Origin of the sequence: Paraburkholderia sp. (assembly GCF_049581445.1) — a bacterium.
GTDB lineage: Bacteria > Pseudomonadota > Gammaproteobacteria > Burkholderiales > Burkholderiaceae > Paraburkholderia.
The window spans coordinates 23704-44583 of the sequence record NZ_JBAURZ010000036.1; the positions used below are offsets into that span (position 1 = coordinate 23704).

The window sequence follows — 20880 nt, forward strand, 5'->3', positions numbered from 1 at the left end:
GGAACTTGGGGTCATCGAGTTTCGTCGGCAGTATCGTGATGGCCCGCGCAGTGTTACTTCACCCGGAAGATGGGCCGCAAAAACTCGGTCAGCTCGGCATAGGCGTCTAGCGGCAGAACATGAGCGACGAACTGGTCTCGGCGGACCACGATCAGGCGTCTTAAGAGGACGTCAGGGTGGAAGGGCCGCTGACGCGAGTATCCTGTCTTTTGCTTGGTCGCATGCGCATCAGGTTACATCAATCACCGCAACGGAACGCCTCAAAGGGATCGATCATGATGAAATTGATGGAAACGACGACGGACACCATCGAAAGTCTTTTACCCGAACTCGAGGCGATCTATAAAGATCTGCACCAGCATCCCGAACTGTCGATGCAGGAAGTGCGCACCGCAAGCATCGCCGCGGACTATGTGGAAAAGCTCGGATACGACGTGACTCGCAACGTCGGCGGCACGGGAGTCGTGGCCATGTTACGCAACGGCGAGGGCCCAACCGTGATGCTGCGCGCCGACATGGATGCGCTGCCAATGGTGGAAGCGACCGGACTTCCGTATGCAAGCACGGTGAGGTCGAAGGACGAAGAGGGCGTCGACGTGGGCGTCGCGCATTCGTGCGGCCACGACATGCACGTGACCTGGCTCATGGGTGTGACGCACTTGATGGCTGCGCATCGGGACGCATGGCGCGGGACGCTGATGGCCGTTTTTCAACCAGGGGAGGAAGTGGCGCGTGGCGCCCGCAGCATGATTGACGACGGTATGGCTCGCCGGTTCCCCAAGCCTGATGTGATCCTCGGCCAGCACGTCATGGTTGGCGAGGCGGGCACGGTCGGTCATCGAAGCGGCGCGATTCTTTCGGCGGGCGACAGTCTGAAAGTGAAGCTGTTCGGGCGCGGCTCGCACGGTTCGCAGCCGCAGACCTCGATCGATCCCGTCATCATGGCGGCTTCGACAACGCTTCGTCTCCAGACCATCGTATCGCGCGAAATTTCGCCACGCGACAGTGCCGTACTGACGATTGGCGCGCTGCAAGCGGGAACCAAAGAGAACATCATCCCTGACGATGCGACGCTCAAGCTCAATATACGCACATTCGACGAAGACGTACGCGAGTACATGCTAGGCGCGGTCCGTCGCATCTGCTGCGCGGAATGCGTGGCCTCCAACGCACCGCGCGAGCCAGAGTTCACGACGCTTTCAAGCTACCCACTCACGATCAACGACGTCGAGACGAGCGAACGCGTGCGCAAAGCATTCGAATCCCACTTTGATGAGCGCGCCTACGAAGCTGCCCCGGCAGCGGCGAGTGAGGACTTCAGTGTTTTTGGCCGGGAATGGGCCGTACCCTATGCGTTCTGGTTCGTCGGCGGCACCGATCCCGATACGTTCAGAAAGGCGGTGAAGGAGAAAAAGCTCAACGAAATTCCAAGCAACCATTCGCCAAAGTTTGCTCCGGTTCTCGACCCTACGCTGCGTACAGGCCTGGAGGCCATGCTTTGCGCAGCGGGCGAGTGGCTCGATCCGCGAGACGCGTCGGTGTGAATGCAACGCGATGATATTGTTGTCTGAGATCTGTTATTTGTGACACAATAAAATCGTAGGATCGCGCTGGGAAACTGGAGTTCGGTGCAGTTACAGGGGGGGCACGGATGGTCACCAGCTTCGCATCACACAGGGCCAACGGACGATCTCCGCGAGGAGCGCAGGGGACTTGCCACGAAAGATCTTCTACAACCAGACGGCAGCACGGTTGGGCAATCGCCCGTGGATAGCATCGTGGCTGGGAACGTCCTCCGATCATTGCGTCCAAAACTGGTCTCGATTGACGAGATCCTTGCCGCACGACCGCAGCAGCCGATTGCGACGACTCGCGCACGCGGCTGGAATGGGGTGACGGTTGATCTTCATCGTCCCTACTTCGGTTGTGACGAGAGCTACCCGGGTCTCGATCATCATCTGATTTGTTATTGCCCATCAGGAAGCGCCAAACTGGTTCAGCGCCGAGTCGGCGCCGTTCATGCGAGCGTCATTACGGCCGGCGTGTCCTATATCATGCCTGCCGACTGTGAGTCGACGTGGGAGGGTGATTCGGGATTGTCCGCGCGGCTGCGCATTCCGACATCGCTGATCGCCTCAGCGGCGGAGCAACTGGGTCGGCGAAAAGGCCACGTTGAAATCCGCAACGTGTTTCAAGTGCGCGACTCCGTGATCGAGCGCCTCGCGCAGACCCTGCTCGTAGAAATGGAGCGTAAAGCACATCCGGTCCAGGTACTAATCGTCGACGCGATATCGACGGCTTTGACAGCCCATATGCTGCGCAGCTACAACGCATTCGAGCCGTTGGAGTGTTCGCAGGAACGTGCACTCGGCAAGCTCGAAATTGCTCGATTGACCGAATTTATCGAAGATAATCTTGATCGAACGATCAGCCTCGAAGACCTGGCATCGGTAGTGAACGTCAGTCGGTTTCATTTCAGCCGCCTGTTCAAGCGCAGTATCGGTAGCACTGCTATCAGCTTTGTGGAGCAGTGTCGAATCCGTCGGGCTCAATCGCTGATTACCGACACCGACCTGCCGCTCGCAGAAATCGCGCTGGCGGTGGGCTTTGTCGACCAAAGCCATTTCACCCGGCGATTTCACCGCCATGTCGGTTGCACCCCGGCGGCTTTCGCGCGTGAACAGGGGCGACGGAGGTCGGCACTGCGATCGGCTCAGTCGAACGGGAAGGGGCAACGATAGCCATCTGCGGCGTGCCGCCCTCTCTCGATCTGGTTAGAAAGAACCCCTCTCGGTGGAAAAGGATCACAAGCGCTACGCGTGCATCATCCACCCGCCTGCTGCCATTGCTGCCTGACGTAGTGCCTCTGACCAGGCGGGGTAAGGGTGACAGATTCGAGCAAAGTCCTCGCAAAGCATGGACGCCTCCATTGCAATGGCGACCTGTGAAATCAGATCGGCTGCACCCGGGCCGATGAGATGCGCGCCCGCGATGAGATTCGTATGCGAGTCGATCAGCAGTTTCACAAAACCCTCAGACGTATTGCAGATTGCGGCGCGCGCATTCGCTGAAAGCGGACAATAGCCAACTCGATAGGCCGCCTGGGTGGCTCCAAGCTCGTCCTCGGTCTTCCCGATCATGGCGACTTCGGGATTGGTGTAGAGGACGTAGGGAATTGAAGCGTAGTTGACGAATCCTGGAAGGCCGGCGATCCGTTCGGCACAAGCTATCGCTTCTTCTTCGGCCTTGGACATCAGCATTGGGCCTGCGGCGGCGTCACCGATCACCCAGATTCCGGGCCCCGATATGGATCCGTGCGGCGGCAATACGCCCTCCGGGTCGGCTTGCAGGCCAACGCTCGCAAGGTTCAAGTCGGCTGTCGATGGTCGGCGGCCGATAGCGACGAGCACCATTTCTGCGTCGAGCGTAGTGATTTCGTTAGATTCTGTGGTGTGCAGCCGGATGGAAACACCGTTGGAGTGCTTATCGAGTCCAATTACGTCGCTCAACAACCTGACATCAATGCCTTGTAGCTTTAGCGACCGCTCCAGAGCGACCGCAACATCGCGATCGAGCCAGTGGCATATCCGGTCGCGGCGCTCGATGAGGGTTACTCGCGAGCCCAGGCGACGCCAGATTGATCCCAATTCGACTCCCACAGCACCGGCGCCGACAATCGCCAGATGCTGCGGTAGGCGATCGAGCGACAAGGCATCAGCCGAATCGAGAATACGCGTGTGATCGAAAGCGGCAAAAGGCAGCGGGACCGGCTCGGAACCCGTGGCAATAACGAGGGCGGTCCCGTACAGTGTTTGCTGCACGCCGCCCGCTTTCTTGACGACGACCTGACCTGCTGCGGCGAGCAGCGCATTGCCATAAATGAGCGTGACGCCCTGCTTACGCAGCAGTGTGTGAATGCTTTTCGACATCTTTTTCACGGTCGCTGCCTTGTAGGCCATCATCTGCACCAGATTGAGCGTGGGTGCACCATCGATTCCTAGTGAAGTGTTCTTTCCCTTGCTGGCCAACTGGTAGATTTCAGAAGTATGGAGCAACAATCTGGACGGAATGCATCCCGTTCGGATTCCTGCTCCACCGACATTCGAAGCTCGTTCGACACATGCAACGGAAAAGCCAAGCTGGCCCGCTCGAATCGCGGTGTTATAGCCGGCCGCCCCGCACCCAATCACGATGACGTCGTAATGGTTCATCAGCCCTTGCGCCCTGAACTCCCACTAACGAGGAGAAATGAACGGGATTGGAATTGGCCTTATGTTCAAGTGTTCTGTGAATATAACCAGCGGGTTATCAAGCGATCCAGAGACAGGAACCCGGGCCCCACCGCCATGATCCCCACGGCAAGCGATGCCCAATAAAGATGGAAATTCGCCCAGCCGTCAGGGAACACCAATTGAATGACTCCGGTCATTACCAGCAGCGCGAGAGCCGTGAGCCTGGTCGCAAAGCCCAGCACGAGCAAAGCTGGGAGCGTAATCTCTGCCAAGGCAACGACAAGTGCGATCGTGTCAGGAGCCGGGAAACTGTAGGCTCCCCCGAAAAGGTGAACTTTGAATTGATTCTCAAAGAGGAAGAGCGTTGCCGGTGAAAGGGACAAGATACCGTCCCATCGCGTCAGGCCAGATCGAAAGAACGGAAGCGAGAGCGCAATCCGCATCATTGGCGGAGCGAGGACCCACCCAACCGCCTGGATTTGCTCGAACGCTGCGCGAATCAACAGTTCAAAACGGTCTTTCGCCCGTGCATGGAACTGGTTCATGCGTGCCTCGCAATCTGTGCGAAATCGGAATCCTCTCGCGTGTTCCACCCGACGATCGCATTGACCGAAAATAGATCTCGAAGTGCGCCTGACAGGTCGAAACTGGAATCGTCGTCGAGTGCGCGGATCGTCGCAACTGAAACCGAAGCGCCCGCCGCCAGGCCCTGGATGAAAGTCGCTGCACCAGCAGGCAGTCGGCGCACCTCGACCTCAGCAATGGGGCGCGCGACAAGCGCATTCTCGCCCCCGCTAGATATGTCGAGCGTAGCGGACATACCCCCGTCAATGTTCATCGTCCATATCTGGACGGCGGGAAACGACGACCGTACTACGCGTACCGAGGGATGCAGCGTAAGGCTAACTTGCACAATGGTCTGAGAATCGATCGTGGCAAACATGGCTGGGTCGATCGGTGGCGCCTCCGCAGCGTGATACGCCTCCACGCATGCCCGCTCGAGTCGGGCGACATCCGGCAAATATGGAATACACTTCGCCGGTTCAAACGATCCAATGAAATTTGGGAACGTTTCACCGTAGTCAAGCATGATGGGTGACCTCGGGGGGGCGAGCGAGACGTAGATACGGGCCATCGCCGCGAAGAATTCATCGCCTGTGATGCGGCGCACGGCAGGAAAGGCAGCCTCTAGCGCCTCCACGAGACCAGCTATGACATTGTTCCGATAGACGTTGAATCGTTTCTCGCTTGGCTTCCGATCGGGGCCAACCAGGCCGCAAGGTACGGGCATGGTGGGATCCAGCAGCGCTGCGGCGAACTTCCTCTGGCGTTCATACAAACAATTGGGGCTCAAGCCTTTGCTGTCGGCTCTACCGTCCAACTGTCTGGCAGACGCTTGAAGTGTTTTTTGGGCTGCCATAAACCCCTCACGACCGAAGCGGGCGTTGGACGACATTGGTCCACAACTCGCGGAGACTGTCGACACCGCCAGCGGTTGAACTCCAGAGTGTGGTATCGCCAACGAGGAGGCTGCCAATGAACGTATCGGCGCGAGACTGCAGGAGAGCATCAAATGTCGCGCGGTCATTTGTAAAAGGATGCGGCGGGGCAGTGGGATCGACTCGCTGACGGGCGAGGACGTCAAGCTTGTCAACAGCTGCGCCGAGGCGCTCGAGCTGCGGCAGATGCGGATGCAGATTGAAGGTGCGCACCCTCTGAAGCAGACCTAATCGATCCAACGTCGTGTCAGCTTTAATCGGCGCTGGAGATCCGTCTGGTTCGGGCGCGGGTCTGAGTCCGAAGCGGTTTTCAACTGGCACCCCGAGCCCCGCGAGCAGCGAACGTGCGAAGCCACCGAACCGTTGCCGCGGTGGGATGGTCTTATCGCCGTGGTGTTCGAACTCCGTGATCTGACGTTGCAGTTGGTCGTTTTCAGGGCGTTCCGTTACATCGCCGATGTCATGGTGCGGGCAGATAAAAGCAAGATTGTCGGCTTGTCCAAGGAATGCGCGGACCGCTTCGATCTCTGCGCTTTCCGCTGTTTGAGCGGTCCTGAGCGAGTCGAAACTGATGACGATCAGCGTGTCTACGCCGCTGAGTATGTTCGCATCAAGCGGGGTCAGCGTCTCGTCGTCCGCGACACGCTCAATCTCGGTCACGCTCTGGTCCGTCAGCGTTGCCGCCAGATCGACGAAGGCGGTGAAGTTGGGCTTCATGATGTTGTCGAGGAAACCCGCGATGCTCTGGTCAAACCGACTGGGATCCGAGAGTTCATGGAATCGCGGAAAAGCCATCCTGCGACTTTCAAAAAGCGCCGGAAACCGATCGTCGATCACATGGAGGGGCGCACTGATCTCGCCTGGCCGACTCCACGCGTAATAGACAAGAACTTGCCGCTTGATCATAGTGGTCGTACCTCTGTCAGCTGGTGCTGCGAAATGGTGACCTGTCGTCCGCTTGTAATGTGGTCGACACTCGCAGGTTGCGCGCTTTCCCGAAGGATGGCGTCAGCCCGCTCTGCTTGCGCTGCGAGCGTTGACCAGTCAGGTACCTTGGAGTCCCACTCAATCAATGTCGGAAGGGGACCGGTTCTGCTGATCGTTCGTGCGAAGAGATCCCACACGATGTCTGCGATGTGACGGTCGTGGGTATCGATAAGAAGTGGCCGACCTTTTTCGTCTGCCTCCTGTGCGTGACCGGCAAGATGGATTTGTTGCACGGCCGCGAGCGGGTATCCATCGAGATAGGAGACAGGGTTCCACTGTTGATTGGTCGACGCAACGTAGGCGTTATTGACGTCGAGCAACAGGCCACATCCCGACCGCTGCACAACGGCGGCGAGGAAGCCGACCTCTGAGTAACTGCTTTCCTCGAAGGACAGGTAGGTAGAGGGGTTTTCCAGCAATATTTGCCGGCCGAGGACTTCTTGCACCTGATCAATGTGGTCCACGACGCGGGCCAGGCTCTGTGCAGTGTACGGAAGCGGTAGCAGGTCGTTGAGAAAGCCGCAGTCGTGACTGGACCAGGCCAGGTGCTCGGAAAACACACCCGGTGTAAAGCGTGCGATTAGTTCCTTCACCCGTCGGAGATGGCCCGGATCAAGGGGGTGGTCAGCACCAATCGAAAGACCGACTCCATGGATGGAGAGCGGGTAGGACTCGCATATCGCGGACAGAAAGCGATGTGGTGGGCCGCCTGCGCCCATATAGTTTTCGGCATGAACCTCGAAGAAGCCCATGTCCGGCCGCGATTCGAGAATCGTGCGGTAATGTTCGGCTTTAAGCCCAACTCCGGCGCGCTGAGGCAGACGCCGTTTGGTGTCCTGAGGAAATAGCTCTACCATGGCTCGCCGTTGTTGCGGTTAGAACAGCGCGGCCGGGTGTGACAGTGCCCGGCCACCGATCGATCTCAGGCCTTGGGAGACAGGCTACCGGGTCCCTTCGGCGTAGAAATGGTGGTGCAGGTTCCGGTGGGGACCAGCTTGAATGAGTTGCCCTGATAATCGATCGTGCTGGTCCCGGCGCAGGTGGTGCCCGCGCCCGCATAGCAGTCGTTCTGCCCTTTCAGGGCTGTGCCGAAACACGGCTCGACCTTGCCGGATTTGACGAGCGCGGTATGCTCGGCCTGAATCTTCTTCTGTGCTTCGGTGAACTCCTGCGCACCCGCAGGCGTGGCCGAAATGGCGGCAAGGGCGGTGGCGAAAGCACCGACGACGAGAGTGCTGATTTTATAATCGGCCATACGGTTTCTCCAACGTTAAAAGAGTGCAGCGATCCTGAAGGCGCAACGACCAGGCTCTCGCTTGTGCGCAGGGTATGGATAAACTATGGACAAACGGTTACGCCCGGTTCAAACCTGGCATGCAAGCGATGACTCGTCGCAGCACAGTTAGCATACGGAATCAGGAGCGGGAGAAGATTGCACGGTCTTGTGCCATTTGGTACCAGATTGCGCCGGGCACGTCTGGCGGTGGTTTATGGTCGCCTCTGGTATTCCCGGCAGCAATGCCGCTATGACCTATCGAGTCGGCTTTCACGGAGTGCCAACCGACTACATCCCCGTTTCATGGGGTGTTGTTATACTCGGCGTCAACGATTCTTCGCGATCGACCACGTAACAGCTATGGATGTCCCGGCACTGTTCCGGTGTTCAAATTTTCGACGGCGGGCTGTTCAAGGTTTGCCTCGCGATCTCGTTGTATTTGAGCCTGAGGGTCCCTGGTCGACAAAATCGTTAATATCTCCGCGCCCGCTTACGGACGCCGAGTGCTTTTCATCTGACTGCGGAACACATTTCATGAAGATTCAATCACTCCGAGAACAGTGGTTGGCAAACGTCCCCAGCAACTTGCTTGCGGGTCTCACATCGTCGTTCGCGCTTGTTCCCGAATGCATTGCCTTTGCACTGGTCGCTCACGTCAATCCGTTGATGGGGCTGTACGGTGCCTTCATCATCTGTGCGCTTACAGCCATCTTTGGCGGCAGGCCCGGAATGATTTCGGGGGCGGCGGGCTCGATGGCCGTCGTCATCGTCGCGCTTGTCGTTCAGCACGGCGTTCAGTATCTGTTGGCCACTGTGGTGTTGAGCGGCGTGTTGATGATGTTGTTCGGGCTATTGCGTCTGGGAAAACTGGTTCGAATGGTGCCGCATCCTGTGATGATCGGATTTGTGAACGGCCTGGCCATCATCATCGCGATGGCGCAACTAGAGCACTTCAAACGCGCAACGCCCCAAGGTGAGGTTTGGCTGCAGGGGACACCGCTAGTGGTGATGTGCGCATTGGTCGTACTGACGATGTCAATCGTCTACCTGTTGCCCAAGGTCACAAAGGCCGTGCCGCCCGCTCTGGTCGCCATCGTTGGTGTGGGCTTGATCAGTCAGTTCATGCATTGGCCCGTGCGGACGTTGGGCGATATGGCGCATATCGCGGGCGCCTTCCCGAGCCTTCATTTGCCACAGGTTTCGTTCGATCTCGCGACCTTGATGGTTGTCTTGCCCTACGCAACGCTCATGGCCATTGTGGGACTGCTTGAGACACTACTGACATTCAACCTGACCGATGAGATCACCGAGACCCTGGGCCAGCCCGATCGCGAATGCCTCGCGCTCGGTGTGGCAAATGTGGTTTCGGGACTGTTCGGCGGCATGGGCGGTTGTGCGATGATCGGTCAAACCATGATCAACCTGACGTCAGGAGGCCGTAGTCGCGTTTCCGGTGTGACGAGCGGTGTCATGATTCTTCTTTTCATTCTCTTCCTTTCCCCGCTAATCGAACGTATTCCATTGGCCGCGCTGGTTGGTGTGATGTTTGTTGTTGCTCAACAAACCTTCGCATGGGGATCGCTGCGGGTACTAGGCAAGGTTCCCCGCAACGATGCCTTGGTAATCATCGCCGTGACGGTCATCACCGTTTTTACTGACCTGGCCATTGCCGTACTTTTCGGTATCGTCATCGCCGCGCTGAACTTCGCATGGCAACACGCGCGAGAGATACGAGTTGAGGTGAAAAGCCGCGGCGAAGATGCGCGAACCTATGTCCTGCATGGCACGTTATTCTTCGCGTCGACTGCGAATTTTCATGACCTGTTCAAGCCACAAGTCGACCCTGACCAGGTTGTCGTTGATTGCCAGCATTTGCATGTCGCCGACCACTCTGCGATCGCCGCATTTGAAGCGCTCAAGGGGCGCTATAAAAAAGCCGGAAGGCATTTGCAATTCATCAACCTTTCGCCGCGCAATCAACACATCCTCGAGCGGGCTGGGGTGTCGCTCATGTGACTATCTGTTTCGCTGGGCTACGGGAGCGCTGACAGATGGCGTTTCAGCTGGATTCACCAGCGTCCACGTCAGCATTGTCGCGAGCAACATGAACAACGCAGCGACTACGAACAGCGCCTGATAACCTCCCGCGAAACTGGACGCTGCCAGCGCGTGTAATGCGGTTGCGTCCCATCCAGGCAGCGTCGCGCTTGCAAGGCGACCAGCGGCAATGTCCTGCACCAGGCGAAGGCGCTCGGTCGACTCAACCGTCGGCATCGCCAGTGTGACGATGCTGTTGACGCGAGCATAGAGCACAACTCCGAGCGCCGCGATGCCAATCACGAGACCGGTGAAGCGTGTCGTGCCCGATACGCCCGACGCCATGCCGGCACGTTCCTTTGGAATCACTGTCATGCCAACTTTCGTGGTCTCGCCATTGAGCAAGCCGGCGCCAATCCCGGTGACAAGCATGCCGATAATCAGCGGCCCATACGAAAGCAGCGTTACCACGGCTGCGAAGCAGCATAGTCCGACACAGACCAGCAGCAAGCCCAGTGCGAGCAACGCGCGTCCAGACAATCGGTGAGCCAGAAAACGCGACACGACGCGAGGCACGATGAAGAGGGGCACAACCATGGGCAGCATCATCAGCCCAGCGGTGGCCGCAGTTTCGCCGAGACCGCTTTGCAGGAAGATCGGCACGAAAGTCAGCATTGTGAGCAAGCCGACCGAAAACGCAAACTGCGCGAGCGTCGCACCGAGATAAGTCCGTTTGCGGAAATACGACAGATCAAGCATCGGCCTCGCCTGACGTTGTTCGACCGTAACGAACAACGCGAATAACACAAATGCACCAACGAGTTCGCTGATAATCCAACGGTCGTGCCAGCCACGCTGATTGCCTTCAATCAGTGCAAGTGTCGTCAGGAAGAGTGCGCTCGCAAAACAGCTGACACCCGGCAGGTCGAGCCGCATGGCATGTGGGTCGCGCGAGGACTCGATCACGCGCGCGATCATGACCAGGAGCGCGATGCCAATCGGCACATTTACGTAGAAAGCCCATTGCCAGCCGAATGCTTGCGTGACGAGGCCCCCCACCACCGGGCCACTCGCGATCCCGATTCCGACAACCGTACCCCAGAAGGAGAACGCGCGGGCACGTGCTTCGCCATGGAAGAAGTGTGAAAGCGTGGCCAGGGCCGCACTGAGTTGCATCGCGGCACCCGCGCCCTGCAAAGCGCGCGCAGCGATTAGCACCGGTAAGTTCCACGCCGATCCGCACAGAAGCGATGCAAACGTGAACAACGCCAGGCCGATCAAAAGCAATCGCTTGCGACCGAAGCGATCGGCTAACGCTCCAGCAGGCATCAGCAACGATGCGAAGCTCAGCATATAAGCCGTGATGACCCATTCGATACCGGCAAAATCGGCGTGGAGAGAACGTGCGATTGACGGCAAAGACACCGAAACGATGTTCGCGTCCAGTTGAAGCATGAACGACGGCGCTGACGTGCAGATCAGTACCAGCCATTCGCGGCGCTTCACTAGTGCCTCCAGCTCGGGAGCAAGGAAGTGATTCATCTGACTATGCCCTCACGCCGTAGCGCGTGTGATGATGATTTGAAAGCGGTCGTTCCGCGAACACGCAGGCTGGGCATGGCTGCATAGCCGGTACCCTTGCTTCTCTCGAGATTGATACGAACGAGCGGCATGGCTAATCTCCACGAACGGACAGTCGATGCTGGACAATTATCAGCATATGCTTGCATCGTGTCAATTGCCAGCATATGCTGGTAATAAGTCGCAAGACGCGGCAGGGAGAAAGTGATGATGGCGAAGACGGCCGAACGTAAGACGAAAGATGGGCGCTGCAACTGCACGGCGCTGCGCAAGGCGACGCGGCGCATTTCCCAACTCTATGACACGGCGCTTGCCCCGTGCGGTCTGAAGACCACGCAGCGTGCAATCCTTGCGCAAATAGGCCGATCGGAGCCTACTAATGTCGGTACGCTCGCCGACGCGCTAGTGATGGACCCGGGTGCACTCGCGCATACGCTCCGACCGATCGAGCGCGACGGTTTCATCACCGTCGAAGTGAATCCTGAGGACCGACGGCACCGGCTGATCAGCTTGACGTCCGAGGGGCGTGCCAAGCTTGCTGAATCCGACGTCTTGTGGCGCAAGGCGCAAGCAGGTTTTGATGCTGCATTCGGACGAATTGAATCCGAAGCCTTGCACAACATGCTGGAATTGCTGCTGTCGGATGACTTCGCGGCCAGCTTTGGGAAAGATGTGGGGAAACCTGGTCACCTTCGCGACCGCTGTTGAGGATTTTATCCGTCGCTGCATAGCGTAATTCCACGCTCCAAGGAGACATGAAATGCCGACCTACATCGTATCTTCTACAACTGGCTTGCTTACCGATGATGCCAAAGCTGGTATCGCGAGAGAGATCACACGCGCTCACAGCAGCGCTACAGGTGCGCAGGGTTTCTTCGCTCAGGTGATGTTCAGCGATATTCCGCAGGGCTACCATTTCATGGGTGGGGTAAAGATCGAGACTGGGCAGATATTCGTTCATGGCCATATACGCGCGGGACGAACGCCTGAACAGAAAGCGCAGTTACTCACTGACATCTTGCAGTCAGTAGAGCGCATTACAGGCATGCAGCGGCGGTTTATCTGGGCGTACATCTCTGAGTTGCCGCCCGAAAACATGATTGAATACGGTCAGGTTCTGCCTCAACCCGGCACTGAGCGAGAGTGGTTCGAGGCGTTGCCCGAAGCGGAAAGGAAATATCTGCTCAGCATCGCAGAAGCACAAGGATGAAAAGCAATCGCGAGACGGTGCGATCAGAGCGGAATGATCGCACTCCCGCCACTCGTCATTTTCGCGCACAGTGCAGGCTACGGCAGTGAAAATTGACTGGAGCGTTGCGACCGCGTTCTGGTCACTCGCCGGTGAAGAGACGCTGTAGTTGCGAGTGAGGCATATAGCCCTCAGACATCGGCCCGGAACGGCCGCTTTTCAGAAAGTCTTGTGCAAGCCGTTCCGCCTTCCCCAGAGGTACATCCTGGCTCGTGCGATCGACTCGTCGGTGAGCTTCGAGTCCTCAACCAGCTTCGCAAGATACGCGTCACACCGAGCGTTCACGAATAGGTGGGCTCCCGCCTTCGAGACTGCATTGCGAATAGCTTCGATCGTTGACGCGAGCGGCTAGGCACGTAAAGAAGACGTCTCGACCCTAAATTTTTATGTTGCAATGCACCCTAAACCATCCTATAAACATCCACATGGATGGTTAATGGATGGGAAAATGAAAAAAACGGCGGTGCTCGACACCACTCGCTCGAAAGGCGGCGACTCGGAAAAGATCACGATCAACCTCGGCCCAGTCGATCTCGGGCAGATCGATCTTCTGGTTGAAGAAGGGTTCTATTCGAACCGAACCGATCTGATCCGGACGGCGATTCGCAACCAGCTCGCACTACATGCGCAGGTCGTTCAGCAAACGGTTGCACGTCGTGCGCTCGTACTCGGGCTGCAGCATTTTTCGAGGCAAGACCTCGAGGCGGTTCGCGCTGCTCGCGAGCGTCTCAACATTCAGGTGCTGGGACTGGCGAGCATCGCCGCCGACGTCTCTCCGGAACTCGCGCTCGAGACCATCGAAAGCGTTGTAGTGCTGGGAGCTTTTCACGCAACGGCCGCCGTCAAGAACGCGCTCGCCGGCAGAATCCACTAGCTGCGCAACGCCCAACGCCAACCCCGTTAAACGGACAAATGTGATGAAACTCAACGAAGGCTTCCTGAACTCGATGCGCGAAGCGATGACCTTGCTACGTACGCGCGGCGCTGCCGAAGCGACAGAAGCGATACAACGCGCCCTGCGAGGGCAGCGCGCCGGTGCAGGAAACGAAACTGCGTCGCGGGACAAGGCGCCGGAGCCCGTCGCCTTCCCATTTGCAAAGACAAAGGAAGCAGCCGCGCACAAGGCACCAGAAGACTGCATTGACGTGGAGGATCGAGGGCATTTCAGCACGCATGCTTATTCGAATGCCGCCGGCCGCCGTCAATATCGGCTGTATGTGCCGGCGGGGGCCACCGGCGAGCCGTTGCCACTGATTGTGATGCTCCACGGCTGCACGCAGGACGCCGACGATTTCGCGGCAGGCACGCAGATGAACGCGCTTGCTGAGCGGCATCGATGTCTTGTAGCTTATCCGGTGCAACCGCAGCAGGCCAATCCTTCGAAGTGCTGGAACTGGTTCAAACCTGACGATCAGCATCGCGAGCGCGGCGAGCCGTCATTGATCGCAGGTATCACGCGCGACATCATTGCGGCCCACAACGTCGATTCTGCGCGCGTGTACGTCGCGGGCATGTCCGCGGGGGGCGCAATGGCGGCGATCATGATCGCCGCGTATCCCGAGCTGTACGCCGCTGCCGGTGTGCATTCCGGTCTTCCGGCAGGGTGCGCACACGATTTACCCTCTGCGCTCGCGGCGATGAAGGGGGGCAAACACACCGGAAAAGCAAGGCGTGTGAAGCTCGATACGGACTCGTCACCGCAACGGCCCATGATCGTCTTTCATGGTGACGCCGATGCCACGGTTCACATAGCCAATGCCATGCGGCTCGTGCATAGCTTCGACGCGCGGCCAGATGCCGGTAGCGAAGGGCGTCGGGTCGACGCGAACCGACGTGCCTGTACCGTCTCGCGGTTGGTTTCCAGCGACGGTATCGATGCGGAGTTGTGGACCATTCATGGAGCACCGCACGCATGGGCAGGCGGCAATGCACAAGGCAGTTACACGGACCCCGCCGGTCCGGACGCAAGTGCCGAAATGCTGCGCTTCTTTCTGGAACATCCGCAACGGCAATAATGCGGTCGGCTATCCTAACTACATTGTTGAACCCAATGCCGAAATGTAAGGCCCGTTTCCTTGATAAACAAGCGTATCAATGTCCTTGAACTGCCTCCAACTTTCTCGGCCCAGTAGTCGAGACTCATTGTCTGCCTCGTTGCGAGCCAGAGCGGCCAGGACCCTAGGAACCGACTAATAGTCAGGGTAATCGTGACTCTTCGTGGACGGCGGGGGCGGTCGCAGAAAAATTGGCCGACAGGCGTCTTTCGCTGGCGATGGGCGCTGTCAGCACGATGGCGGCTTCGTTGGACTGGCGTTTGCCCCGACTTCGTACCCAATCGTTTTTGTCGTGATGATCGCGCTCGGACAGGGTATGTGCTTCGCGTTGGGCATGATGCTCCCTCTAGACAATACGAAGACAGCCGGGGAGGCGCACGCCTGGACCATGTTCGTTCTATGCGTGGGTTACACAATCGCGGCGTTAGGCCCTTTGATCGTGGCGATTTTTGTTGTCGCCGTCCTGAACGCTTCGGCCGCACTCGCCAATCCCGCATCGCCCGACCCGCTTGACGCTCAGGCGCTCGAAACGGTCAAGACGCGCTTCCATCACCTGATGGATCTCGACAACCATCATGACGTAGGCGCTATTCACAATATGTTCTGGCAATCGACGTCGGCGCTGCTGGTCGCGAAGAGCGCGGTGCAGTCTGAAGGCAACTGGGCCGGTTTTTGGGGCAACGAAGCTATCGACAGGAAGCTGCACGACATCGCAGTGTCGGGGCCGGTGGTGCTCGAGCCCGATTACGCGAAGCTGAAAGTGGTCGGTCTAACGCACGAGGTCGCGGAGTCATATGCGCCGCTGACCATAACTGTCTCTTATGCGGGACGGGACGGCACGCCGAAACCATTTTTGCTGATCGTCGACTGGCTGAAGGCCGGCCAGGAATGGCGAATCGCGTCGGAAATCATCCTGCCGATCCCGCCGGCAGCCAGGTTAAAGGGTTGAGCAAAGCGCGGGGGAGCGCCGCGCTCTTGTAGACGGTATCAAAACTTAATGTTTGGACGGCAAATGATTATCGATTCGCACCCGCGGGAGCCACCGGGAACGACGGCCTCCTTGCAGCGCTGGTGTTTCGACCGCGCGAAATAATTGCGTCATCACCGGACCGCCGACTGGGCGTACGCTCCACGAGGCGTGCCGCCTTTGTCCCCTCCGGGCAACTCGTGGCCAGGAAGAGACAATCGACTCGAACGGTCAAATCGTCGACAAGTTCAGCGAGATACGTTACGACTACATTAGATGCTGTGGGAACCCTGCATCGGGCCGATTCTTGCCCTTGCCGTGTTTATCCTTCAAAGGACCCGGTCGACGCGTATGTAACGTGGTCAATGGGCGCTTTCCACAGACTTGAAAGTCCCATTCTGGGTCGCGAACAGACCTCCGCACAATATCATGGCGGCTTAACGCCGCCGGGCTCACCGCCTCGGGTTAAACGAGGGATTTTTCTTTTTTCACCGCCACGCATGCGCCTTCTACGCAGTTGGCAAAAATAACTTCCACTGACCTTCGGAAACAACCTGGACGGCACCATGGCTCACTGCGATGGCGGTCTGATCATCAATGGCATAGACCGGCACCGGTATCTTGGCGGCCCATTTTTCAGCATTCTCCAAGGAGGCATCCGGATGTTCCGGATTGTCGAAATGCGGGATCAATGCAAAGTCAACCCAACCTGCTCCGTGGGCCGTGACCAGAAGGCTTGCGACCTCGCCCTCCGAAGTTGCGAACGAGAAGTTCTCAGACGCCAGCGCATCGCGATGACAACTCGGCGGGTGAGTGTAGTTTTCTGAAAATATCGAAGACACCGCCATGCTACCGGCGCTCACGCCAACGTAAACCAATTCGTCTCGCAGTGAAGGCAATAGCTCCACCAGGCCGGAACGACGCATCCAGTCGGCCAGATAGACAGGGTCACCGCCCCACACTAACAGGGCATCCGTCTCCTCCACCAAGGGGACCCAATCTTTTTTGGCGAGGCTCGGCAGTGCGGTGAGTTCCAGAACGCCCAGCGATTTCCAGCCCAGTTCGCACAAAGGGCTTCGCGCTTTTCCAGCGAACGCCTGCCACGCCATGGCAGCATGGCGCGGATAGGCATACATGGCGGTGGGAATGAACAGCGCGCTGCACTCGGCGATGGGTTTGCCCAACAGTTCAACCAGTGCAGCGTGGATGCGGGCGTTTGTGATGCCGCCGGACGTCAGAAGAAATTTCATGCGGTTTCCATCCTTTCGCTGAGCGTGTTTAGCAACTATTCAGGTCGACGAACGGCGTACGCTGTATTCGACAAATGATCCGTTTTCTTTTTCAGATGCGGATTCCGTCCTGGCTGAGCAGTCATCTGGCACAAAATTTGCCAAATAAGCAGAGAACCGCACAGTTGACGGCCGAAGGGCTTCCATCTTGTATCGGCCGTGTTGTTCGCTGGCCCCGCAGCCGGTGCGCCAGGGTCTGCCTTGCCTTGTGGCCGGTGGGCGCCGCAAAGCGCAAGCGGCTCAGAAAAAAGACAGCCCTGTACGTCCGGTCGGCTATCATGCCAATCTTCTCCGAAGTAGCTCCTTATGATTTCCGTCCGTAATCTCACGCTGCGCCGCGGCGTTAATGTCGTACTCGACCGCGCGTCCGTCACCTTCACCCCCGGCGAAAAGATTGGTCTTGTCGGCCGCAATGGCGCCGGCAAATCGTCCTTTTTCGGCCTTCTCAACGGCACGTTGCACGAAGATAGCGGCGAGTTCTCGATTCCCGCTGCATGGAAGATGGGCCAGGTCGCGCAGGACATGCCGGAGACCGAGCAGAGCGCGACCGACTTCGTAGTCGAGGGGGACACTGAGCTTCTGGCCGCGCAGGCCGAAGTAGCTGCCGCCGAGTCCAGCGACGACGGCATGCGCATGGCGCACGCCTATATGACCCTGCACGACGCCGGTGCACACGATGCCCCTGCACGTGCCCAGGCGCTGATCCTGGGCCTTGGCTTCAGCGCTGCGCAGCTTAGCCAGCCGGTCAACAGTTTCTCCGGCGGCTGGCGCATGCGACTGCAGCTGGCGCGCGCGCTCATGTGCCCGTCCGACCTGCTGCTGCTCGACGAGCCAACCAATCACCTGGACCTCGACGCGCTGGTCTGGCTGGAAGCCTGGCTCAAGCGCTATCAAGGAACTCTGGTAATGATCAGTCACGACCGCGAATTCCTCGACGCGGTGACGCAGGTGACGGTGCACGTCGACAACGCCAAGCTCGTGCGTTACGGCGGCAACTACAGCAAGTTCGAAGACATGCGCGCTGAGCAACTGATGTTGCAGCAAGCCGCGATGGCCAGGCAGGTGGACAAGATCGCCCACCTGCAGAAATTCATCGACCGTTTCAAGGCCACGGCCTCGAAGGCGAAACAGGCGCAGAGCCGGGTCAAGGCGCTCGAACGCATGGAGAAGATCGCGCCGGTGCTTGCCGATGCAGAGTTCAACTTCGAGTTCAAGGAGCCCCTCAACGTCCCGAACCCGCTGTTGTCGATGCTGGACGCGAGCTTCGGTTACCCCGCGCCGACCGACGCAATGCCGGGCACGCCGCCCACGGTCATCGTGCGGGGCATCAACCGTTCCGTGCTGGCCGGGCAGCGCATCGGCATTCTCGGTGCCAATGGACAAGGCAAGTCAACGCTGGTGAAGACGGTGGCTCACGCGCTGGTGCCGATTGCCGGCGAAATCAGCGAAGGCAAAGGCCTGAACATCGGCTACTTCGCCCAGCAGGAGCTCGACGTGCTGCGCCCGCTCGACACGCCGATGGAACACATGATCCGCCTTGCCAAGGACACGCCGGCGCACATGCGCGCCCCTGGCCAGAGTGGCACCGAACAATCGCTTCGCACCTTCCTCGGCACCTTCAACTTCAGTGGCGACACGGTCCATCAGGCGGTTGGCACGATGAGCGGCGGCGAAAAGGCGCGGCTCGTGTTGTGCATGATCGTGTGGCAGCGGCCCAACCTGCTGCTGCTCGACGAGCCTACCAACCACCTCGACCTGGCCACACGCGAAGCGCTAGCCATGGCGCTCAACGAATTCGAAGGCACGGTGATGCTGGTCAGTCACGACCGGGCCCTGCTGCGCGCCGTATGTGATGAGTTCTGGCTGGTCACCAAGGGCGGCGTCGAGCCCTTCGACGGCGATCTGGACGATTACCAGCAGTTCCTGCGCGACGAAGCCCGTCGCATGCGCGAGGAGGCTGCCGCAGGGTAGAAGGTCAACGCCTGAGATACCCCCAGGCGGGCGGCGGGCGTTAAATGGGAGGCGAAGCGCGCAATAGCGCCGTACGATGTTCCGCGCCGCTATCCGGTACTACCTGTTGAGTTGGCGTCTCTGATAAGGGCGCGATAGATGCCAGAATCCGCAAGTTCGACATTGCGCGCTTGCAGCTGGTTACGGCGATTGAAATCTTCCTAAACCAAAATCACTCTTCGTCAGTGGTCACGCTCGCAGGTGCCGCGAGCGGCATACTAGACGAACTCGCTAGACGAACTGGCAAGGAACCGTTGGTTGACTATGCTTGCCGTATTCATCGAGAGCTTGCAGGGAAGACACCTCCGCGTAAATCGTACTTCCTCCGATTTACGCTGCGCCACATGGCTAGTGATCGTCCGCTTTTGGAAGGTGCTAACGTCGACTCCAGGCCGAGAGCATGCATTTGCGACCACACGAGATTCAGAAGTCCATGCTGTTTGCGTGAGGTAGTGATCGGCCAACAAAAGACATTCCCTTCGGTCTTATGGCGACATTCAGGCGGCGAATTCGACTTTGTGTGGTATCGATCTCGATGGGTCAGGGCTTGAGGCTCGCGTCGGTCTCGGAGGCCCGCGCCAGTGCTTGCGTGTCGATATACTCCCGGATGTTCGTCAGTTTGCCATTTTGAACGGTAATGGCGAAGACCCAGTCGTCCTTGAATGTCCTATTCGTGGCTTTGATTTTCCCCGTAGCGACGCCGACCACCAGAACCCGGTTTCCCTGCGCCACGAATTCGGGGGGCTCTGGGTATGTCATTTCTACCTCGCCGGAAGCCTTCTGAAGCACTTCCGCCAATCCCGCGTGCCCGCGGTGCGTGCCGGCCAGCGGCCAGTCCTCGCCCGGAATGATCCACTCAATATCTTCGGCAACCAACGCGAGCAGACCTTGCTTATCGCCGCTGCCCATTGCTGCAAAGAAATCTTTCACAATCTGAACATTCTCTTCGATGCTCATCGAATCTCTCCGTTTTCCCTACATCGGATCGTGTCCGATCTATTCGGATACCTTGTGGTTCTGCCGGTGAGGACGTGGCGCCAGATGATCGGAGCGCGGCTCACTGCCGGCGCCGCCCTCGCTTCAATCAAACTCTGGCGCCCCTTTGTCCACGAGGCAGGATCGCATCGCTATTTGCGATCACGATTGCTCAGTCGAACTTGACCAAGTCCTTAAAGATCAGTTGACCCCAGCTATTTCCACGCGCCTGCACAAGCAGTCCACCTTCCGAAAGCCCGCCAAGGTTGATCGGCGAGAAACCGAGATTTTCCGCAAGCGCACCAATCTCCGTTGCGGCGCCGTCATCGTCGCTCGCCAGGAACACGACTCTCCTGCCACCATGTATGGCCGGATCCTGGTCAAGGACGGCAGCGCCCAAATGATTGAAACCCTTAACCAGTCTACCGCCAGTAAAGGCCTGCGCGACGGCCTTGGAAGAAGGTTGTCCCCCCAGTTCCTCGGGGGGCACGCCGTAGGCATTGGTCACATCGACGAGGGTCTTGCCCTTCCAGGTGGGCAGCGCCTTCGCGACATCCCCGTGCGACTCGAAACGGACAGCCAAAAAGACGATGTCCGCCTTGACCGCTTCCGCCAGTTTTTTGGGGATGATCTCGGGTCCGATCGCGGCCGCAGCGGATGCAAAGCTTTCCGGGTCGCGAGTGGTTGCAACGGATACTTCGATGCCGCTTCGGGCAAACGCCTT

20 protein-coding genes are annotated in these 20880 nt (G+C 58.5%); 9 read left to right on the plus strand and 11 right to left on the minus strand.

Annotated features, from left to right (window positions below):
* Positions 1-275: 275 nt before the first annotated feature.
* Both WCA85_RS02190 and WCA85_RS02195 read left to right on the plus strand, forming a co-directional pair.
* Positions 276-1544, plus strand: coding sequence for a M20 family metallopeptidase (locus WCA85_RS02190; protein WP_424061474.1), 1269 nt, complete (start codon positions 276-278; stop codon positions 1542-1544).
* 222 nt (positions 1545-1766) lie between these two features.
* Complete coding sequence (locus tag WCA85_RS02195) at positions 1767-2741, plus strand: helix-turn-helix domain-containing protein (RefSeq protein WP_424061475.1); 975 nt, start codon at positions 1767-1769, stop codon at positions 2739-2741.
* 72 nt (positions 2742-2813) lie between these two features.
* Here WCA85_RS02195 and lpdA read toward each other — a convergent pair whose 3' ends face one another.
* The 6 genes from lpdA to WCA85_RS02225 all read right to left on the minus strand — a co-directional run bounded on the left by lpdA (position 2814) and on the right by WCA85_RS02225 (position 7973).
* Positions 2814-4211, minus strand: coding sequence for a dihydrolipoyl dehydrogenase (gene lpdA, locus WCA85_RS02200; protein ID WP_424061477.1), 1398 nt, complete (start codon positions 4209-4211; stop codon positions 2814-2816).
* 65 nt (positions 4212-4276) lie between these two features.
* Entirely contained in the window at positions 4277-4777 is a 501-nt protein-coding gene (locus WCA85_RS02205) for a DoxX family protein (protein WP_424061478.1), read from the minus strand.
* Entirely contained in the window at positions 4774-5688 is a 915-nt protein-coding gene (locus WCA85_RS02210; RefSeq protein WP_424061479.1) for a DNA-binding domain-containing protein, read from the minus strand. The genes WCA85_RS02205 and WCA85_RS02210 overlap by 4 nt, the downstream gene beginning before the upstream one ends.
* Positions 5660-6637 carry a hypothetical protein gene (locus tag WCA85_RS02215; RefSeq protein ID WP_424061480.1) on the minus strand — a complete coding sequence of 326 codons (978 nt, stop codon included), beginning with the start codon at positions 6635-6637 and terminating at the stop codon, positions 5660-5662. The genes WCA85_RS02210 and WCA85_RS02215 overlap by 29 nt, the downstream gene beginning before the upstream one ends.
* The gene (locus WCA85_RS02220; protein ID WP_424061482.1) at positions 6634-7575 is read right to left on the minus strand and encodes a DUF692 domain-containing protein; all 942 of its coding nucleotides are present in this window, start codon (positions 7573-7575) and stop codon (positions 6634-6636) included. The genes WCA85_RS02215 and WCA85_RS02220 overlap by 4 nt, the downstream gene beginning before the upstream one ends.
* A gap of 65 nt (positions 7576-7640) precedes the next feature.
* Complete coding sequence (locus WCA85_RS02225; protein WP_424061483.1) at positions 7641-7973, minus strand: DUF2282 domain-containing protein; 333 nt, start codon at positions 7971-7973, stop codon at positions 7641-7643.
* A 555-nt stretch (positions 7974-8528) separates the two neighbouring features.
* On the opposite strand from WCA85_RS02225, the gene WCA85_RS02230 reads away from it, so the two are divergent.
* The gene (locus WCA85_RS02230) at positions 8529-10010 is read left to right on the plus strand and encodes a SulP family inorganic anion transporter (RefSeq protein ID WP_424061498.1); all 1482 of its coding nucleotides are present in this window, start codon (positions 8529-8531) and stop codon (positions 10008-10010) included.
* On the opposite strand, the gene WCA85_RS02235 is transcribed toward WCA85_RS02230, so the two are convergent.
* Complete coding sequence (locus WCA85_RS02235) at positions 10011-11573, minus strand: MFS transporter (RefSeq protein ID WP_424061484.1); 1563 nt, start codon at positions 11571-11573, stop codon at positions 10011-10013. It abuts the gene before it with no gap.
* Between the two features lie 246 nt (positions 11574-11819).
* Here WCA85_RS02235 and WCA85_RS02240 point away from each other — a divergent pair, with 246 nt between their 5' ends.
* A complete protein-coding gene (locus WCA85_RS02240; RefSeq protein WP_424061486.1) occupies positions 11820-12320 on the plus strand; it encodes a MarR family winged helix-turn-helix transcriptional regulator in 501 nt (166 codons plus the stop codon).
* Between the two features lie 52 nt (positions 12321-12372).
* The gene (locus WCA85_RS02245; RefSeq protein ID WP_424061487.1) at positions 12373-12822 is read left to right on the plus strand and encodes a tautomerase family protein; all 450 of its coding nucleotides are present in this window, start codon (positions 12373-12375) and stop codon (positions 12820-12822) included.
* 198 nt (positions 12823-13020) lie between these two features.
* Here WCA85_RS02245 and WCA85_RS02250 read toward each other — a convergent pair whose 3' ends face one another.
* The gene (locus tag WCA85_RS02250) at positions 13021-13194 is read right to left on the minus strand and encodes a hypothetical protein (RefSeq protein ID WP_424061499.1); all 174 of its coding nucleotides are present in this window, start codon (positions 13192-13194) and stop codon (positions 13021-13023) included.
* 115 nt (positions 13195-13309) lie between these two features.
* Between WCA85_RS02250 and WCA85_RS02255 the strand changes: the two genes are divergently transcribed.
* From WCA85_RS02255 to WCA85_RS02265, 3 genes are all read left to right on the plus strand, one after another.
* Positions 13310-13735, plus strand: a complete 426-nt coding sequence (locus tag WCA85_RS02255; RefSeq protein ID WP_424061488.1) for a CopG family transcriptional regulator — start codon at positions 13310-13312, stop codon at positions 13733-13735.
* A 43-nt stretch (positions 13736-13778) separates the two neighbouring features.
* On the plus strand, positions 13779-14876 hold the full coding sequence (locus WCA85_RS02260; RefSeq protein ID WP_424061489.1) for an alpha/beta hydrolase family esterase: 1098 nt from the start codon (positions 13779-13781) through the stop codon (positions 14874-14876).
* Between the two features lie 373 nt (positions 14877-15249).
* On the plus strand, positions 15250-15864 hold the full coding sequence (locus WCA85_RS02265) for a hypothetical protein (protein ID WP_424061491.1): 615 nt from the start codon (positions 15250-15252) through the stop codon (positions 15862-15864).
* 527 nt (positions 15865-16391) lie between these two features.
* Here the strand turns inward: WCA85_RS02265 and WCA85_RS02270 are convergent.
* The gene (locus tag WCA85_RS02270; protein ID WP_424061493.1) at positions 16392-17132 is read right to left on the minus strand and encodes a Type 1 glutamine amidotransferase-like domain-containing protein; all 741 of its coding nucleotides are present in this window, start codon (positions 17130-17132) and stop codon (positions 16392-16394) included.
* A gap of 345 nt (positions 17133-17477) precedes the next feature.
* Here WCA85_RS02270 and WCA85_RS02275 point away from each other — a divergent pair, with 345 nt between their 5' ends.
* Complete coding sequence (locus WCA85_RS02275) at positions 17478-19142, plus strand: ABC-F family ATP-binding cassette domain-containing protein (RefSeq protein ID WP_424061494.1); 1665 nt, start codon at positions 17478-17480, stop codon at positions 19140-19142.
* 579 nt (positions 19143-19721) lie between these two features.
* On the opposite strand, the gene WCA85_RS02280 is transcribed toward WCA85_RS02275, so the two are convergent.
* Both WCA85_RS02280 and WCA85_RS02285 read right to left on the minus strand, forming a co-directional pair.
* On the minus strand, positions 19722-20138 hold the full coding sequence (locus tag WCA85_RS02280) for a nuclear transport factor 2 family protein (protein WP_424061495.1): 417 nt from the start codon (positions 20136-20138) through the stop codon (positions 19722-19724).
* 190 nt (positions 20139-20328) lie between these two features.
* A partial coding sequence (locus WCA85_RS02285) for an NADPH-dependent F420 reductase (protein ID WP_424061497.1) occupies positions 20329-20880 on the minus strand: 552 nt, incomplete at its 5' end.

Coding starts and splice junctions, on each gene's coding strand:
- WCA85_RS02265 (WP_424061491.1), top strand. CDS start 15,250: ATGATGCTCCCTCTAGACAATACGAAGACAGCCGGGGAGGCGCACGCC.
- WCA85_RS02205 (WP_424061478.1), bottom strand. CDS start 4,777: ATGAACCAGTTCCATGCACGGGCGAAAGACCGTTTTGAACTGTTGATT.
- WCA85_RS02190 (WP_424061474.1), top strand. CDS start 276: ATGATGAAATTGATGGAAACGACGACGGACACCATCGAAAGTCTTTTA.
- WCA85_RS02230 (WP_424061498.1), top strand. CDS start 8,529: ATGAAGATTCAATCACTCCGAGAACAGTGGTTGGCAAACGTCCCCAGC.
- WCA85_RS02215 (WP_424061480.1), bottom strand. CDS start 6,637: ATGATCAAGCGGCAAGTTCTTGTCTATTACGCGTGGAGTCGGCCAGGC.
- WCA85_RS02225 (WP_424061483.1), bottom strand. CDS start 7,973: ATGGCCGATTATAAAATCAGCACTCTCGTCGTCGGTGCTTTCGCCACC.
- WCA85_RS02280 (WP_424061495.1), bottom strand. CDS start 20,138: ATGAGCATCGAAGAGAATGTTCAGATTGTGAAAGATTTCTTTGCAGCA.
- lpdA (WP_424061477.1), bottom strand. CDS start 4,211: ATGAACCATTACGACGTCATCGTGATTGGGTGCGGGGCGGCCGGCTAT.
- WCA85_RS02210 (WP_424061479.1), bottom strand. CDS start 5,688: ATGTCGTCCAACGCCCGCTTCGGTCGTGAGGGGTTTATGGCAGCCCAA.
- WCA85_RS02235 (WP_424061484.1), bottom strand. CDS start 11,573: ATGAATCACTTCCTTGCTCCCGAGCTGGAGGCACTAGTGAAGCGCCGC.
- WCA85_RS02275 (WP_424061494.1), top strand. CDS start 17,478: ATGATTTCCGTCCGTAATCTCACGCTGCGCCGCGGCGTTAATGTCGTA.
- WCA85_RS02220 (WP_424061482.1), bottom strand. CDS start 7,575: ATGGTAGAGCTATTTCCTCAGGACACCAAACGGCGTCTGCCTCAGCGC.
- WCA85_RS02255 (WP_424061488.1), top strand. CDS start 13,310: ATGAAAAAAACGGCGGTGCTCGACACCACTCGCTCGAAAGGCGGCGAC.
- WCA85_RS02270 (WP_424061493.1), bottom strand. CDS start 17,132: ATGAAATTTCTTCTGACGTCCGGCGGCATCACAAACGCCCGCATCCAC.
- WCA85_RS02260 (WP_424061489.1), top strand. CDS start 13,779: ATGAAACTCAACGAAGGCTTCCTGAACTCGATGCGCGAAGCGATGACC.
- WCA85_RS02240 (WP_424061486.1), top strand. CDS start 11,820: ATGATGGCGAAGACGGCCGAACGTAAGACGAAAGATGGGCGCTGCAAC.
- WCA85_RS02245 (WP_424061487.1), top strand. CDS start 12,373: ATGCCGACCTACATCGTATCTTCTACAACTGGCTTGCTTACCGATGAT.